The organism is Pseudomonas sp. BIGb0164 (genome assembly GCF_024810135.1).
GTDB lineage: Bacteria > Pseudomonadota > Gammaproteobacteria > Pseudomonadales > Pseudomonadaceae > Aquipseudomonas.
This window is the reverse complement of sequence record NZ_JANUEA010000006.1, coordinates 131,061-147,513: the sequence shown is the minus strand read 5'-3', so window position 1 is coordinate 147,513 and position 16,453 is coordinate 131,061. Positions and strand designations below refer to the sequence as shown.

The window sequence follows — 16,453 nt, the reverse complement described above, 5'->3', positions numbered from 1 at the left end:
CGATGAACCTCAGCGCGCCGTTTATCCATCGCCCCATTGCCACCACGCTGCTGGCGGCCGGGCTCGCGCTGTTTGGCGTGCTGGCGTTCAACCTGCTGCCGGTGGCGCCGCTGCCGGAAGTCGACTTCCCAACCATCAGCGTCAGCGCCTCGTTGCCCGGCGCCGACCCGACCACCGTCGCCAGCTCCGTGGCCACGCCGCTGGAGCGTCAGTTCGGCCAGATCGCCGGGGTCACGCAAATGACCTCCGCCAGCAGCCTGGGCTCGACGCGCATCACCATGCAGTTTGATTTGAACCGCGATATCGACGGCGCGGCGCGGGACGTGCAGGCGGCCATCAACGCCGCGCGCAGCACCTTGCCGAGCGACCTATCGGGCAACCCGACGTACCGCAAGGTCAACCCGGCTGACTCGCCGATCCTGATCATCAGCTTGACCTCCGACAGCGCCACGCCGGGGCAGATGTACGACGCCGCTTCGACAGTGTTGGAACAACGCCTGTTGCAGACCACGGGCGTGGGCGATGTGACGGTGGGCGGCGGTGCGTTGCCGGCGGTGCGTATCGAGCTGAATCCGGATCGCCTTAATCAATACGGGGTGAGCCTTGAGCAGGTGCGCCAGGTGATCGGCGCGTCCAATGCCAACCTGCCCAAGGGCAATGTGGCGGTGGGCGACCGCTCCTACGGCATCGGTGCCAACGACCAATTGCTTAACCCTGACGATTACGGGCCGCTGGTGGTCAAGGAGCACAACGGCGACCTGATCCACATCTCGGACCTTGGCTACGTGCGCGAAGACGTTCAGGACCTGCGCAACTTCGGCCTGTCCAACGGCAAGCCGGCCGTGCTGCTGGTGGTGTTCAAGCAGCCGGGCGCGAACGTGATCGACACGGTGGATGCGGTGAAGGCGTCGCTGCCGTTTCTGCAAAGCTCAATCCCGGCCTCGATCAAACTCAACCTGCTGATGGACCGCACCACCACCATTCGGGCGTCGCTGCATGACGTGGAAGTGACCTTGCTGGCGTCGATCCTGCTGGTGACGCTGGTGACCTTTGGTTTCTTCCGCGACTGGCGCAGCACCCTGGTGCCGGCGATCGTGGTGCCACTGTCGTTGCTCGGCACCTTTGGCGCCATGTATTTCCTTGGCTACAGCCTGAATAACCTGTCACTGATGGCGCTGACCATTTCCACCGGCTTTGTGGTGGACGACGCCATCGTGGTGGTGGAAAACATCATGCGTCATCTGGAGCGCGGCAAGACCCGGGTGGAAGCGGCCCTGGCCGGGGCGCGGGAAGTGGGGTTCACGGTGCTGACCATCAGCGTGTCGCTGGTGGCGGTGTTTATTCCGCTGCTGTTGATGGGCGGGATTGTCGGGCGGCTGTTTCGCGAGTTCTCGGTGTCGTTGTCGGTGGCCATCGTGATCTCGATGCTGATCTCGCTGACGGTCACGCCGATGCTCGCCAGCGTGCTGTTGCGCGCGCCCACAGAGGTGCATGAAGGCAACGAACACCCGGACTCACGCTTTCATCGCTTCTATGATCGCACCCTTGGCTGGGTGATCGACCATTCGATCCTGATGGGCCTGGTGACGGTGCTGGTGATCGTGCTCGCGGGCGTGTTGTACGTGCTGGTGCCCAAGGGCTTTTTCCCCCAGGAAGACACCGGGCGCTTGCAGGGCAGCATCATTGCGGCGCAGAGCATTTCGTACGGGGCGATGCAAAAGGACTTCACCGCGATCAACCACAAGGTCATGCAGAACCCCAACGTGGAAACCGCTGCCGGGTTTGTGGGCGGCGGAGGCGGTGGCGGGGGGGCGGTCAACAGCGCGCAGTTGTTTGTGCTGCTCAAGCCCATCGATCAGCGCAAGGACAGCGCCACCGAAGTGATTGGCCAGATCCGCCACACCCTGGGCGATATGCCGGGCACCAAGCTGTTTTTGCAGGCGGCCCAAGACATCACCGTGGGCGGCCGGCAAAGTGGCGCGCAGTACCAATACACCCTGACCGCCGATGACCAGCAGTCCCTGGATGAATGGGTGCCCAAGGTGGTGGCGGTGTTGCACACGCTGCCGCAATTGACCGACCTGAATACCGACCAGCAAGACAACAGCCTGTTGGCCAATGTGCAGATCAACCGCGACACGGCGGCGCGGCTTGGGGTGGGCATGTCGGCGGTGGACCAGACGCTGTACGACGCGTTTGGCCAGCGCCAGGTCTCGACCCTTTACCGCGCCGCCAACCAGTACCATGTGGTGATGGAAATCGCCCCCGAGTATTGGAACGACCCGACGGCGCTCAAAAGCATTTATGTGCCCACCGGCAGCGCGGCGGTGGCGGCCAAGGGCACCACGGCCACGCCGAACCTGGCCAACCCGGCAACGTTGGTGCCGCTGTCGGCCTTGGCGGATAACACGGTTTCGCGCACGGCCATTTCCATCAGTCACCAGGGTACATTCCCGGCGGTGACGGTCTCGTTCAACCTGGCCCCGGGCACGTCGATCGGCCAGGCCACGGCACTGGTGGATGACGCGGTGAAGCAACTGCGCATGCCGGCCAGCGTCACCGGCCAGTTTGCCGGCACGGCCCAGGTGTTCCAATCGTCGGTGGCCAGCGAGCCGCTGCTGATCGTCGCGGCGCTGCTGTCGGTGTACATCGTGTTGGGCATTCTGTACGAAAACCTGATGCACCCATTGACCATTCTGTCCACGTTGCCGTCGGCGGGTGTCGGTGCGTTGATTGCGTTGCTGCTGACCGGCACTGAGCTGTCGATCATCGCGCTGGTGGGGGTGATTTTGTTGATCGGTATCGTGAAGAAGAACGCGATCATGATGATCGATTTTGCGATCACCGAGCGGCGCGAGTTCGGGCTCACGGCCAAGGAAGCGATTCGCCGCGCGTGCCTGATCCGTTTCCGGCCGATCATGATGACCACCCTGGCGGCTATCCTCGGGGCATTGCCGCTGGTGCTGGGGCATGGCTACGGCTCCGAGCTGCGCCGGCCCTTGGGGATCTCGATTATTGGTGGCCTGTTGCTCAGCCAGGTGCTGACGCTCTACACCACCCCGGTGATTTACCTCTGGCTCGATCGGGCGTCCCAACGCCTGGGGCGGCACAAGGAAGCAAGGTCATGAAATTCAAATACAGCGTGCTGTTCCTCAGCCTGGTGCTTGGCGGTTGCATGGTCGGGCCCGACTACCAGAAACCCGCGATGCAATTGCCGCAGACGTTCAAGGAAGGCGCGCAGTGGCAGCGTGCGGTGTCCAACCCCCGGGGCGCTTTGGACAGCCAGTGGTGGCTGGCCTATCAGGACCCGGTGCTGAACGACCTGGTGGCGCGCTCGGCCAAGGCCAACCAGTCGATCATCGCGGCGGAGGCGGCGTACCGGCTGGCCCAGGCGCAGGTGGCGTCGAGCCGTGCCGGGTTGTGGCCGACGGTCGGCGTGGGGCTGTCGGGATCGCGGGGGGAGGGCGGTGACGGCACCACCTCCACCGCCACGACGTCCACTGGGGTGAAAAACAGCGTGAGTGCCACCCTCACCGCCAGTTGGGAGCCGGACCTGTGGGGCCAGGTGCGCCGGGGGATCGAGTCGAGCCAGGCCACGGCGCAGCAATCCGACGCGTTGCTGGCCGGGGTGCGGTTGTCCATCAGTTCCAGCGTGGCGAGCAACTACCTGGCGTTGCGGCAGATGGACATCGATGTGCGCCTGCTGCAGCAACAACAAACCATCAATCAGCAATTGCTGGACATGATCCAGGCCCAGTTCACCCAGGGCGTGGCGACCAACGACCAGTTGCTGGTGGCCCAGGACCAACTGACCACCTCGATTGCCGACCTGCAAACCTCGTTGCGCGACCGTGAGCAGTATGAGCATGCCCTGGCGGTGCTGGTGGGCATGGCACCCAGTGAGTTCAGCGTGGCACCGCGTACTGACTTCAGCTTCGTGGTGCCCCGGCCGCCGTTGACCTTGCCGTCGACTTTGCTGCAACGCCGGCCCGATGTGGTGGCGGCCGAGCGTTCGGCGGCGGCGGCCAACGCCAAGATTGGTGTGGCCGAGGCGGCGTTTTTCCCAACCCTGGACCTGACCGCTTCGTTGGGTTATCGCGGTAGCGCGTTGGGCGGCCTGTTTTCGCTGCCTAACCGCATCTGGACGTTGGGGCCGGCGTTGGCGGAGACGATCTTTGATGGCGGCGCCCGAGAAGCGGCGGTCAAGCAGGCTGAGGCGAGTTATGACCAGATTGCAGCCAACTACCGTGGCACGGTGCTCAGTGCGTTGCAGAACGTCGAGGACAACTTGTCGGCGATCAATCATCTGCAGGCGCAGGCGGATGCGTTCCAGCAGGTGTTTGCGCGTAATCAGCAACTGTTTGGCAGCCAGGAGGCGCAATTGCGTGCGGGCACGGTGAGCCGTGAGGCGGTGTTGACCCAGCAATTGGTGTTGCTGCAGGCCGAGCAGAATCTGCGGGATACGCAGGGGCAGTTGAGCCAGGGGAGTGTGGCGTTGATCCAGAGTTTGGGGGGCGGTTGGCAGCCCTGATGGCTCACTATGTTGCTGATGGACCCACACTCAAATGTGGGAGCTGGCTTGCCAGCGATAGCGGTCTATTGATTGTTCACTGACTTACTGACGCCACTCGATCCAACTGTGGGAGCGGGCTTGCTCGCGAAGGCTATCTGGCAGGCTCTAGGGATCTTTGGTCGGAGTACATATCCATTGCTGCGGTAACGGCGGCTTAGGGTTCCGCTCTTACAGCGGCTCACTTTTGGAGAGACCCAAAAGTAAGCAAAAGGTCTTCGCCCCAACACTCGGCACCTCGCTTAGGCTCGGTGTGCCCGTAATTCGACAGTGATTTGGGGGGGCGCCTAAGATCAAAATCAAAAGCAAGAGCACAGTGGCCTGACCGGATATCTATGTTCCGTCACCGTGCTCGCGGTATATTCGCGGCACTTTAAACGCAGGAAGCCCGAATCATGGCAGGAAGCAGCTTGTTGGTATTGATCGATGACATCGCCGCCGTGCTCGACGATGTGGCGTTGATGACCAAAATGGCGGCCAAGAAAACCGCTGGGGTGTTGGGCGATGACTTGGCGCTCAATGCCCAGCAGGTCTCCGGCGTACGCGCCGAGCGGGAGATTCCCGTGGTGTGGGCGGTGGCCAAGGGCTCGTTTGTCAACAAGCTGATCCTGGTGCCGGCCGCCTTGCTGATCAGTGCGTTTGCACCCTGGGCGGTCACGCCGTTGTTGATGCTGGGCGGGGCGTACCTGTGTTTTGAAGGCTTTGAGAAGCTCGCGCATAAATTTCTGCACAGCCAGAGCGAAGACAAGGCTGACCATGCCCAGTTGGTCGACGCCGTGGCCGATCCGGCGACCGATCTGGTGGCGTTTGAAAAGGACAAGATCAAAGGCGCGATTCGCACGGACTTCATTCTCTCTGCCGAAATCATTGCCATCACCCTGGGCACGGTGGCGGACGCGCCGTTGATGCAGCAGGTGGTTGTGCTGTCGGGCATCGCCATTGTCATGACCATCGGCGTCTATGGGCTGGTGGCCGGCATCGTCAAGTTGGACGATCTGGGCCTGTGGCTTACGCAGAAGCCTGGCGAGATGGCGCGCCGTATCGGCGGCGGGATTCTGCGTGCGGCCCCGTACATGATGAAGAGCCTGTCGGTGATTGGTACGGCGGCGATGTTCCTGGTGGGCGGTGGCATCCTTACCCATGGTGTGCCGGTGGTGCATCACTGGATCGAGTCGGTCAGCCAAGGCGCGGGTGGGGTGGCCTGGTTGATGCCGACGCTGCTCAATGGCGTGGCGGGAGTGATTGCAGGGGCGGCGGTATTGGTCGTCGTTCAAGTAATTGGCAAGGTATGGCAAGTCGCGAAGGGCTGATGTTGATCGTTGCCACGCCACGCGCGGGAACGATCCACGCCGCAATAAAAAAGGCCATTCAATCGAATGGCCTTTTTTGTGGGCGTTGTTTACTCGGCAATCTGCAACTTGCGCGACTCGGTATAGATGTACCGCACTTTTTCATACTCAAACGGCGAGTTCATCTGCCCATAGCGGAAGCTGGTCTGGTAGCGCTTGTCCACGGCGCGCAGGGCCCAGATTTCCGGGTGGTTTTCGCTGACCTTGGACACGTTGAGGAAGTTGATCTCGGTTTCTGCGCCGTAGTCGACGACCAGCCCGGTGGTGTCGCGCAGGTTCGACGGGCCGAAGATCGGCAGCACCAGGTAGGCGCCGCCGGGGACGCCGTAGAAGCCCAGGGTCTGGCCGAAGTCTTCGCTCTGGCGCGGCAGGCCCATGGCGGTGGCAGGGTCCCACAGGCCGGCGATGCCGATGGTGGTGTTGAGCAGCAGGCGCCCGGTGGTTTCCAGGGAGCGGTGGCCCTTGAGCTGCAGCAGGCTGTTCAACAGGTTGGGCACGTCGCCCAAGTTATTGAAGAAGTTGCTCACGCCCGTGCGCAGGAAGCTCGGCGTGACGTAGCGGTAACCGTCCACCACCGGCAGGAAGACCCATTGGTCGAAGCGGTAATTGAAGTGGTACACGCGGCGGTTCCACGACTCCAGCGGGTCGTAGACGTTAAGCGCAGTCAGCGAGGAACGTTCGAACTCACGTTGGTCCAGGCCCGGGTTGAACTTGAGCTTGGACAGCGGCTCCTTGAAGCCATCGGCGTCGACCTTGACCGGTTCATGGGCCTTGCTGTTGTCGGCATTGGCCACGCCTGCGCACATCAGGGCGGCGAGCAGCAGAAGATATTTAGCCACGGAAGAACTCCAGCATGGCGTCGGCGTTGACGCGGTAATTGAGGTTGCCGCAGTGGCCGCCCAGCGGGTAGACGGTCAAGCGATCGCCGAAGGTTTTACGCAGGAAGCCGAGGTCGCCAGGGCCCAGGATCACGTCGTCGGCGTTGTGCATGACGGCGATTTTCGGGCTGTTGTGCAGGTAGTCCTTAAGGGCGTACAGGCTGACCTGATCGACCAGTTGCAACAGGCTGCCGCCATCGGAGCGGGCGCGCCACATCGGGATCACTTGCTCGGTGAGGTAGCAGTCGAAGTCACATTGCAGCGCACGCTTGAGGAATGGCGTGAGGCTGGTGCCTTCGGTGATCGGGTATTTGGGCGGGATGATCAGGCCGCGACGGTTGATCAGGTCCGAAGTAAAGGCGATGTCGGCCGCCGAGAAGCGGAACGAGGTACCGATCAGCATGGCCATCTGTTCGTTGGTCAGGTGCTGCTTGGATTGCTGGAAGTCGTAGAGCAGGGCGTCGTTGAGGTCGATGTAGCCCTTCTGCTGGAAGTAGCGGGTCAGCTTGTTCAGCACCAGCTCATAAAAGGTGGTGGTGTTGTTGATGCCCTTGACCTCGGTCTGCACCAGCTTGTCGAGGTTGGTGATCGAGGTGTAGAGGTTGACCGGCGGGTTCAGCAGCAGCACTTTCTTGAAGTTGAAACTGCGGCGGGTTTCGTCCAGCTTGCTGACAAACGCCGCATCCAGGCCGCCCAGGCTGTAGCCGGTGAGGTAGAAGTCGGTGATCGGCAGCGAGGCGTTCTGTGCACGCACGGCTTGCATCACGCGGTACATGTCTTCGGCGTCTTCCTGGGTGATACCCGGGGTGGCGAAGCGCGAGGCGGCGCTGATGAAGTCAAAGCTGGTGGGCGACGAGAGCTGCACCACGTGGTAGCCGGCCTGGTAATACAGCTTTTTCAGGTATTCGTTGATGCTGCTGTCAAAGCGCGCACCGGTGCCGGCGATCAGGAAGATCAGCGGCGCGGCGTGATCCTGCTTGGCGATGCGGTAGGTGAGTTTCTTCACCGCCCAGAAGTTGTCCGGCAGGCTGAACTCGCGCTCGGGGCGCATCGTCAGGCTGTAGTCGGACTGGTTGATCTCGTCGTCACTCGGCAGCTTGGGCCGCAAGTCCGGCGGGGTGGTGGCGATGGTCGCTTCGAACGGGTTGGTCAAAGGGAAGCCATAGGTGGCTTGGTCGACGTCGACCGCCAGTGCTGACGCACTCAGAAAAAGGCTGCCCAGCAGGGCAGCACAGCGCAAGGAACGGAGCATGACTTAATCCCTAAGAGGAAACGTGCTGAAAGATGTTCGCAGGCTATGACCACCGCGCTGTCGCCGAAGTGCCAGCACTCGGCACGAAAAGTCGGAAAAAACGTCGGATTCAGGGTAATAGTAGCCAGACGATACACTTTGCCACGCGTTGGTGAACACTAATTGTGTGTATGCGCCTTGCCAACGGCCACCGGGGCATTAAGCTGAGCGCCGTTTTTGCCTATCGGAGTGCCCCAATGTCCCGTCGTTTACCCTGGATCCTGCTGCTGATTGCCCTGCCTTTATGGCTGGCCGCCAGTTATGGCGCACGTTATGGCTTCATGGAGGACGGTCAATGGGTCGGCATCTGCGCCGATGAGGCCAGCCGCTGGGAATGCCAACTGCGCTCGAACCTGGGCCTGATGATCCACTTCAAGGTAATGGGCTGGGCGGCGCTGGTCACGGCGGTGCTGGCGTTCTTCGTGCCGGGCCGTGCGGGCTGGGGGCTGGCGGTGCTGGGGATGTTGTTCGGCCTGCCGGCGCTGGCGTTGTACAACACCACGTTTGCGGTGTTTGCGGTGGTGATTGCGGGGTTGCGGTTGGTCAGGAAGCCACGGGCAGCCTGATTATCCCTATGTGGCGAGGGAGCTTGCTCCCGCTGGGCTGCGCAGCGGCCCCAAAATCTTGGGAGCGCTTCGCACTCCAGCGGGAGCAAGCTCCCTCGCCACAGGTCAGGTTTAAGCCTTGCGCACTCGCAAGCAACGCCACAACGCTGCAACCATCAACACGCTGACCACCGCCCACCCCCACGCCTGCTGGTTCAACAGGCCTTCTCGGTACAACTGCGGCGCAATGCCGGCACCGATGATAAAGGCCAGCAGCGCAATTTCCCGACGCGGCCCGGTTACCGGACGCACCAGGTACACCAGCGCCGGTAATACCAAGGCCGCACTCGGAAAGCTGCGGTAGCGCGGGTCAAACACCAACGCCAGCATCATCACCGCACCGGCAAACCCGGCGATCGCCACCAGCCAACCGGCGCGCTGTTCCAGCCAGTTGAATGCGCGTCCACGCCAACCTTCCCGGGCACTCAGGGACAAGGCAGCGTGAGCGAGTACCAGCAGGTTCAACAGCACCAGCAAGCCTGCCCACACCCATTCGTCATTGAAGCGTGCGGTCACACGGGTCAGTTCCGCCCAGGTGCCGATGGAGCAGGCCGCAACGGCGCCGAGCAGCGGCAGCAGGATTGCCGAGCGCTTGCTGCGCACGCAACCGCCGAGCGCCAGCGCGCCGAGCAGGATGAGCCCGCCCACCCCGAGCCACAGCGGCCAGTACGGCACATTGCTCACCGGGCCGGCGAGGATGCCTTTGTCCTGGCGATCAGCATCGAACAGGCCCCAGTAACCACCGACGGCACCTTCGCTGGCGCGCTTCCAGGGTTGGTCGAAGGCTTCGATCAGGTTGTAGTGCCAGCCGTTGGCTTCGGCCATGGCCACGAAACCGCGCATGAACTTGGCCTCGTTGACGCGGCTCGGCACGGCGGTTTCACGCTGGCGGCCTTCGCTGGGCCAGCCGGTTTCGCCGATCAGCACGTCCTTGGGTGCGAACTTGTTGCCGAAGGTTTGGCGCACATCGCCCACATGCTTGAGGGCCTGGTCGATGCCCGACGGGTCATCCTCCCAATACGGCAGCAGGTGGATGGTGAGGAAGTCTACGGCCGGAGCGATTTCCGGGTGTTGCAGCCAGAACTCCCACACGTCGGCGTAGGTCACCGGTTGCTGGATGTGGCTTTTGACTTTATGAATCAGGGTCACCAGCTGCTTGGCGGTGACTTCCTTGCGCAGCAAGGCTTCGTTGCCGACGATCACGGCGGTCACCACATCTGGGTTGGCGTTGGCAGAGGTGATCAGTTCGTCGATTTCTTTCTCGGTGGCTACCGGGTCGCTGCTCACCCAGGCGCCGGCCATCAGTTTCAATCCATGCTTGCGTGCCATTTCGGGCAGGGCTTCCAGGCCGGTCATGGAATAGGTGCGAATGCATTCGAAGCGGGTGGCCAGCAAGGCCAGGTCGGCGTCCATGCGCTCGGGGCGCAGCTTGAATGGCTGGTCGAATGGCGATTGGTCTTTGTCGAAGGGCGTGTAGGACGCGCATTGCATCTTGTGGCTGGCGCTGGCGACGTCCGGCAGCACCACGGGCCGGCCGAGGCCGTACCAGTAACCGACGAGGGCCAGCAGGCCGAGGGCAAAGGCGAGGAAATAGGGCAGGGCGGGGAAGCGGGCAGTCGCGGGCATGGTCGGCTTATCTGGAAGAGCAAAGGCGCGCATCTTACCCGGATTTGCCCCGTCCCAGTGGGGCAGCATAATTTTGACATGCAAAGTTCGGGCGGGATTTTGACGCCATATCCTACAAAACGTCCTGCTGGCGTTGTGATGTCGTTTCTTGCTTACCTGAGGTCGCAGGCAGAGCAGGTTCCAAGCCCCGTCAGGTTGATGATCAAAGGGTCAGCACTCCACTGATGTGGCAGCAGCCGGATCGATGCGCGTGAAGGGGGCGCGGTGCACCACATAACAACTAGGTTGACGTCGCTCGGCATCCGTCGGGCGCAGCACTTTCGGGGAAGTACTATGAAGATGCGACGACTCTTGGGCGCAGCTGCCACTCTGGTAGTTGCGATGAGCTCCACACTGGCCAGCGCCGACAGCAAAACCCTGAGCATCGGCTATGTGGATGGCTGGTCCGACAGCGTGGCCACCACCCACGTGGCGGCGGAAGTGATCAAGGAAAAGCTCGGTTATGACGTGAAGCTGCAGGCAGTCGCCACCGGGATCATGTGGCAAGGCGTGGCCACCGGCAAACTCGATGCCATGCTCTCCGCCTGGCTGCCAGTGACCCACGGTGAGTACTGGGCCAAGAACAAGGACAAGGTGGTCGACTACGGCCCCAACTTCAAGGATGCGAAAATCGGCCTGATCGTGCCGGAGTACGTCAAGGCCAAGTCCATTGAAGACCTCAAGACCGACACCACCTTCAAGAACAAGATTGTCGGCATCGACGCCGGTTCAGGCGTGATGCTCAAGACCGACGAAGCCATCAAGCAGTACGGCCTCGACTATAAACTGCAAGCCAGTTCGGGCGCGGCGATGATCGCCGAACTGACCCGTGCCGAAGACAAGCAGGAATCCATCGCGGTCACCGGTTGGGTGCCACACTGGATGTTCGCCAAGTGGAAACTGCGTTTCCTCGACGACCCGAAAGGCGTTTACGGTGCAGCGGAAACCGTCAACAGCATCGGCAGCAAGGGCCTGGAGAAGAAAGCGCCGGAAGTCGCAGCCTTCCTGAAAAAATTCCAGTGGGCCTCCAAGGATGAAATCGGCGAAGTCATGCTGGCGATCCAGGAAGGCGCCAAGCCTGATGCCGCAGCCAAGGATTGGGTGGCCAAGCACCCTGAGCGTGTAGCGGAGTGGACCGGTAAGTAACCGTTAATCTGTAGACATTACGCCGCAAACCTAATGTGGGAGCGGGCTTGCCCGCGAATGCAGTGTGTCAGTCGATGCATAAGTCGACTGACACACTGCATTTGCGGGCAAGCCCGCTCCCACATTTTTGTCTGTATTCCGGCTGTTGTTTATTTGTTGGCCGCAAAACTTGCGAAGTGGCTATCTCCATCTACTACTAAGGTCGTCTGGAACCTCTACGGCAGCCGCATACAGTGGATACGTTCCAAAATAATAAAAAGCTGTGCTGCGAGGATAAAAACAATGAACGACAGCATTTACCTCTCGATTCAAAACAGCCCGCGTTTCAAGGAGCTGGTGAGAAAAAGGGAACGATTCGCCTGGATACTCTCGGCAATCATGCTAGGGCTTTACTCCGCTTTCATCCTGTTGATCGCCTACGGGCCACAAATACTGGGGGCCAAGCTCAGCCCTGGTTCCTCGATTACCTGGGGCATTCCCCTGGGCGTCGGACTGATTGTGTCCGCCTTCATCCTGACCGGCATCTATGTGCGCCGGGCCAATGGCGAATTTGACGACCTGAACAATGCGATTCTCAAGGAGGCTGCGCAATGATCCGGCGTCTATTGGCTGTATTCGGCGCTTCGCTGTTTGCTCCGGCCGTTTGGGCGGCGGACGCATTGACCGGTGAAGTGCACAAGCAACCGCTGAACGTCTCCGCCATCGTGATGTTCATCGCGTTTGTCGGTGCCACTCTGTGCATCACCTACTGGGCGTCCAAGCGCAACAAGTCGGCGGCCGACTATTACGCGGCCGGCGGCAAGATCACCGGTTTCCAGAATGGCCTGGCGATTGCCGGTGACTACATGTCGGCGGCGTCCTTCCTGGGGATTTCCGCGCTGGTGTATACCTCCGGTTATGACGGCCTGATCTACTCGATCGGCTTCCTGGTGGGTTGGCCGATCATCCTGTTCCTGATCGCCGAGCGCCTGCGTAACCTGGGCAAGTACACCTTTGCCGACGTGGCGTCCTACCGCCTCGGGCAAACCCAGATCCGCAGCCTCTCGGCCTGTGGTTCGCTGGTGGTGGTGGCGTTCTACCTGATCGCGCAGATGGTGGGGGCGGGCAAGCTGATCCAGCTGCTGTTCGGCCTGGACTACCATGTGGCGGTGATCCTGGTGGGCATCCTGATGGTGCTCTATGTGTTGTTCGGCGGCATGCTGGCAACCACCTGGGTACAGATCATCAAGGCGGTGCTGCTGTTGTCCGGCGCGTCGTTCATGGCGTTGATGGTGATGAAGCACGTCAACTTCGATTTCAACGTCCTGTTCTCCGAGGCGATCAAGGTTCACCCTAAAGGTGAAGCGATCATGAGCCCTGGCGGCCTGGTAAAAGACCCGATCTCGGCGTTCTCCCTCGGGCTTGCGCTGATGTTTGGTACCGCTGGCCTGCCGCACATCCTGATGCGCTTCTTCACCGTCAGCGACGCTAAAGAAGCCCGCAAGAGCGTGTTCTATGCCACTGGCTTCATTGGTTACTTCTACATCCTGACCTTCATCATCGGCTTCGGCGCGATCCTGCTGGTCAGCACCAACCCGGCGTTCAAGGACGCGGCAGGCGCGTTGCTGGGCGGTAACAACATGGCGGCGGTGCACCTGGCCAACGCGGTGGGTGGCAGCATTTTCCTGGGCTTCATCTCGGCCGTGGCCTTCGCCACCATCCTGGCAGTGGTTGCCGGCTTGACCCTGGCCGGTGCGTCGGCGGTGTCCCATGACCTGTATGCCAGCGTGATCAAGAAAGGCAAGGCCAACGACAAGGATGAGATTCGCGTCTCGAAGATCACCACCATCGCCCTGGGCGTGCTGGCTATCGGCCTGGGCATCCTGTTCGAAAGCCAGAACATCGCGTTCATGGTCGGCCTGGCGTTCTCCATTGCGGCCAGCTGTAACTTCCCGGTGTTGCTGCTTTCCATGTACTGGAAGAACCTCACCACCCGTGGCGCCATGATCGGCGGCTGGTTGGGCCTGGTCAGCGCGGTAGGCCTGATGATCCTGGGCCCGACCATCTGGGTCTCGATCCTGCACCATGAAAAAGCCATCTTCCCTTATGAGTACCCGGCGCTGTTCTCGATGATCATTGCGTTCATCGGCATCTGGTTCTTCTCCATCACCGACAAGTCGGCGGCGGCAGACAAGGAACGTGCGCTCTACTTCCCGCAGTTTGTGCGTTCGCAGACTGGCCTGGGGGCGAGCGGGGCGGTTAACCACTAATCGCGCTGGCTGTTACAAAAAAATGCCCCGGTCGCGAGATCGGGGCATTTTTTTGCTTTTATTGGTAACAGATACGACAAAACTGTTTCTCAGATCCTGCACCAATAAAAGGTGTAGGTGGGCGGTGCGCAATCCGTTGTAGGGGCCCGGCTTGCCGGCGATGGCGTCCTTGAGCCTGGCGCTGACCTTGCGGGCCTCATCGCCGGCAAGCCGGCCACCTACAGAGGGGGTGGTGTTGTTGGGAGGGCGGAAACGAATAAGGCCTCCAGAGGAGGCCTTATTCAGTGCAATCAAGCCGTTAGCGGCTTACTTGCGATCTTCCAACTGGGTGATGTCACGCGACTCGTAGCCGGTGTACAGCTGGCGCGGGCGGCCAATCTTGTACGGGCTGGAGAGCATTTCTTTCCAGTGGGAGATCCAGCCTACGGTCCGCGCCAGGGCGAAGATCACGGTGAACATGCTGGTTGGAATGCCGATCGCCTTGAGGATGATCCCCGAGTAGAAGTCGACGTTCGGGTACAGCGAGCGTTCGATGAAGTACGGGTCGGTCAGGGCGATCTCTTCCAGGCGCATGGCCAGTTCGAGTTGCGGATCGTTCTTGATGCCCAGTTCCTTCAACACTTCGTCGCAGGTCTGCTTCATCACGGTGGCACGCGGGTCGCGGTTCTTGTAGACCCGGTGACCGAAGCCCATCAACTTGAATGGATCGTTCTTGTCCTTGGCCTTGGCGATGAACTTGTCGATGTTGGACACATCGCCGATTTCATCGAGCATGGTCAAGACGGCTTCGTTCGCACCGCCGTGGGCAGGGCCCCACAGTGCGGCGATACCGGCGGCGATACAGGCGAACGGGTTGGCACCCGAAGAGCCGGCCAGGCGCACGGTGGAGGTCGATGCGTTCTGCTCGTGGTCGGCGTGGAGGATGAAGATCCGGTCCATGGCCTTGGCGAGTGTCGGGCTGATCGGTTTGATCTCGCACGGGGTGTTGAACATCATGTGCAGGAAGTTTTCCGCGTACGACAGGTCGTTGCGCGGGTACATCATGGGTTGGCCCATGGAGTACTTGTACACCATCGCGGCCAGGGTCGGCATCTTGGCAACCAGGCGGATCGCGGAGATTTCGCGATGCTGCGGGTTATTGATGTCGAGGGAGTCGTGATAGAAGGCCGACAGGGCGCCGACCACGCCGCACATGACCGCCATCGGGTGGGCGTCGCGACGGAAGCCGTTGAAGAAGGTCTTCAACTGCTCGTGAACCATGGTGTGGTTCTTCACATTACTGACAAACTTGGCTTTCTGCTCAGCGGTTGGCAATTCGCCATTTAGCAGCAGGTAGCAGGTTTCCAGGTAGTCCGACTTCTCGGCCAACTGCTCGATCGGGTAGCCCCGGTGCAGCAGGATGCCATTGTCGCCATCGATATAGGTGATCTTCGACTCGCAAGAGGCGGTCGACATGAAGCCTGGGTCGAAAGTGAAACGGCCCGTGGCCGTCAGGCCCCGTACATCGATAACATCGGGACCAACGGTGCCGGTTAAAATGGGCAGCTCGACGGGGGCTGCGCCCTCGATGATCAACTGCGCTTTTTTGTCAGCCATGTGGCCTCCTATTTATGCTTCAAATCATCAGACAGACCCCCCACGCAGGGCCCGCACCACTATATTGATATAAATCCAGATGTCAATTTGCCTAAAGTCTTGCAGCAGAAGGCTTTAACCGTACTTTTTCCTCGAAATTGACTGCCATTTACGCCTTTTATACCGCCAGCGCAATCAGCTATTAGGGTGAGGACAGCGCGTTGTCATTAGTAACCTAACTGTCTATACTCGGCCACCGACCGCCAAGGGCTTTTGGGCTTGCTTTCATTGGGGGTCGCACTCCCTGGGTGGTGCTTACCTGACCAGTGCACTCCCCAACAACTTTGCCCTGATTGTTAGGGGCTCTTCAGTGTGAAAAAAAGCCGTGAATAGCCAACGACCTGTAAACCTAGACCTAAGGACCATCAAACTCCCCATCACCGGCGTTACGTCGTTCCTGCACCGTGTTTCCGGCATCATCCTGTTCCTGGGCTTGGGCATCATGCTTTACGCATTGAGCAAATCCCTGGGTTCCGAGGAAGGTTACGCCGAGGTGAAGGCATGCTTGACCAGCCCGCTGGCCAAGTTCGTAGCATGGGGCCTCCTGTCCGCTCTGCTGTATCACCTGGTTGCCGGTGTGCGCCACTTGATCATGGATGCGGGTATCGGTGAGACGCTGGAAGGCGGCCGCCTGGGCTCGAAAATCATCATCGCCATTTCCGTGGTGCTGATCGTTCTGGCAGGAGTTTGGATATGGTAACCAGCGTTACGAACCTTTCGCGTTCGGGCCTCTATGACTGGATGGCACAGCGTGTGTCTGCGGTCGTTCTCGCGGCTTATTTCATTTTCCTGATCGGATACCTCGTCGCAAATCCAGGCATCAGCTATGAGCAATGGCATGGCCTGTTTTCCCACAATGCGATGCGAATCTTCAGTCTGCTGGCCCTTGTAGCCCTGGGCGCTCACGCCTGGGTCGGCATGTGGACCATCGCGACCGACTACCTGACGCCAATGGCGCTGGGCAAGTCCGCGACCGCAGTACGTTTCCTCTTCCAGGCAGTCTGCGGCGTTGCAATGTTCGCTTACTTCGTCTGGGGTGTGCAGATTCTTTGGGGTATCTGATTC

General features: G+C 60.7%; 14 protein-coding genes. 9 read left to right on the top strand and 5 right to left on the bottom strand.

The window, feature by feature from the left end:
• The first annotated feature begins 2 nt into the window (after nucleotides 1-2).
• The 3 genes from M2394_RS17335 (at nucleotide 3) to M2394_RS17325 (ending at nucleotide 5,880) form a co-directional block, all read left to right on the top strand.
• Nucleotides 3-3,128 carry an efflux RND transporter permease subunit gene (locus M2394_RS17335; RefSeq protein WP_259173261.1) on the top strand — a complete coding sequence of 1,042 codons (3,126 nt, stop codon included), beginning with the start codon at nucleotides 3-5 and terminating at the stop codon, nucleotides 3,126-3,128.
• The gene (locus M2394_RS17330; protein WP_259173260.1) at nucleotides 3,125-4,531 is read left to right on the top strand and encodes an efflux transporter outer membrane subunit; all 1,407 of its coding nucleotides are present in this window, start codon (nucleotides 3,125-3,127) and stop codon (nucleotides 4,529-4,531) included. The genes M2394_RS17335 and M2394_RS17330 overlap by 4 nt, the downstream gene beginning before the upstream one ends.
• 434 nt (nucleotides 4,532-4,965) lie before the next feature.
• The gene (locus M2394_RS17325) at nucleotides 4,966-5,880 is read left to right on the top strand and encodes a DUF808 domain-containing protein (protein WP_259173259.1); all 915 of its coding nucleotides are present in this window, start codon (nucleotides 4,966-4,968) and stop codon (nucleotides 5,878-5,880) included.
• A gap of 89 nt (nucleotides 5,881-5,969) precedes the next feature.
• Here M2394_RS17325 and M2394_RS17320 read toward each other — a convergent pair whose 3' ends face one another.
• A complete protein-coding gene (locus M2394_RS17320; RefSeq protein WP_178921972.1) occupies nucleotides 5,970-6,758 on the bottom strand; it encodes a VacJ family lipoprotein in 789 nt (262 codons plus the stop codon).
• Complete coding sequence (locus M2394_RS17315) at nucleotides 6,751-8,049, bottom strand: serine/threonine protein kinase (RefSeq protein WP_178921970.1); 1,299 nt, start codon at nucleotides 8,047-8,049, stop codon at nucleotides 6,751-6,753. Before M2394_RS17315 ends, M2394_RS17320 begins: the two co-directional genes overlap by 8 nt.
• 236 nt (nucleotides 8,050-8,285) lie before the next feature.
• Here M2394_RS17315 and M2394_RS17310 point away from each other — a divergent pair, with 236 nt between their 5' ends.
• Complete coding sequence (locus M2394_RS17310; RefSeq protein WP_178921968.1) at nucleotides 8,286-8,654, top strand: hypothetical protein; 369 nt, start codon at nucleotides 8,286-8,288, stop codon at nucleotides 8,652-8,654.
• Between the two features lie 111 nt (nucleotides 8,655-8,765).
• Here the strand turns inward: M2394_RS17310 and M2394_RS17305 are convergent, their stop codons facing one another.
• Entirely contained in the window at nucleotides 8,766-10,319 is a 1,554-nt protein-coding gene (locus M2394_RS17305; protein WP_259173258.1) for a glycosyl hydrolase family 17 protein, read from the bottom strand.
• A gap of 333 nt (nucleotides 10,320-10,652) precedes the next feature.
• Here M2394_RS17305 and M2394_RS17300 point away from each other — a divergent pair, with 333 nt between their 5' ends.
• The 3 genes from M2394_RS17300 to M2394_RS17290 all read left to right on the top strand — a co-directional run bounded on the left by M2394_RS17300 (nucleotide 10,653) and on the right by M2394_RS17290 (nucleotide 13,753).
• Nucleotides 10,653-11,504, top strand: a complete 852-nt coding sequence (locus M2394_RS17300) for a glycine betaine ABC transporter substrate-binding protein (RefSeq protein WP_016972152.1) — start codon at nucleotides 10,653-10,655, stop codon at nucleotides 11,502-11,504.
• A 282-nt stretch (nucleotides 11,505-11,786) separates the two neighbouring features.
• Complete coding sequence (locus M2394_RS17295; protein WP_176996499.1) at nucleotides 11,787-12,098, top strand: DUF485 domain-containing protein; 312 nt, start codon at nucleotides 11,787-11,789, stop codon at nucleotides 12,096-12,098.
• A complete protein-coding gene (locus M2394_RS17290; RefSeq protein WP_259173257.1) occupies nucleotides 12,095-13,753 on the top strand; it encodes a cation acetate symporter in 1,659 nt (552 codons plus the stop codon). Before M2394_RS17295 ends, M2394_RS17290 begins: the two co-directional genes overlap by 4 nt.
• 12 nt (nucleotides 13,754-13,765) lie before the next feature.
• Here M2394_RS17290 and M2394_RS17285 read toward each other — a convergent pair whose 3' ends face one another.
• Both M2394_RS17285 and gltA read right to left on the bottom strand, forming a co-directional pair.
• Nucleotides 13,766-14,047, bottom strand: coding sequence for a hypothetical protein (locus tag M2394_RS17285; RefSeq protein ID WP_178921964.1), 282 nt, complete (start codon nucleotides 14,045-14,047; stop codon nucleotides 13,766-13,768).
• 12 nt (nucleotides 14,048-14,059) lie between these two features.
• Nucleotides 14,060-15,349: a citrate synthase gene (gene gltA, locus M2394_RS17280; protein WP_176996496.1), complete on the bottom strand. Its 1,290-nt coding sequence runs from the start codon at nucleotides 15,347-15,349 to the stop codon at nucleotides 14,060-14,062.
• A gap of 364 nt (nucleotides 15,350-15,713) precedes the next feature.
• On the opposite strand from gltA, the gene sdhC reads away from it, so the two are divergent.
• Complete coding sequence (gene sdhC / locus M2394_RS17275) at nucleotides 15,714-16,088, top strand: succinate dehydrogenase, cytochrome b556 subunit (RefSeq protein WP_016979564.1); 375 nt, start codon at nucleotides 15,714-15,716, stop codon at nucleotides 16,086-16,088.
• A complete protein-coding gene (gene sdhD, locus M2394_RS17270) occupies nucleotides 16,082-16,450 on the top strand; it encodes a succinate dehydrogenase, hydrophobic membrane anchor protein (protein ID WP_016974690.1) in 369 nt (122 codons plus the stop codon). Before sdhC ends, sdhD begins: the two co-directional genes overlap by 7 nt.
• Nucleotides 16,451-16,453 lie beyond the last annotated feature (3 nt).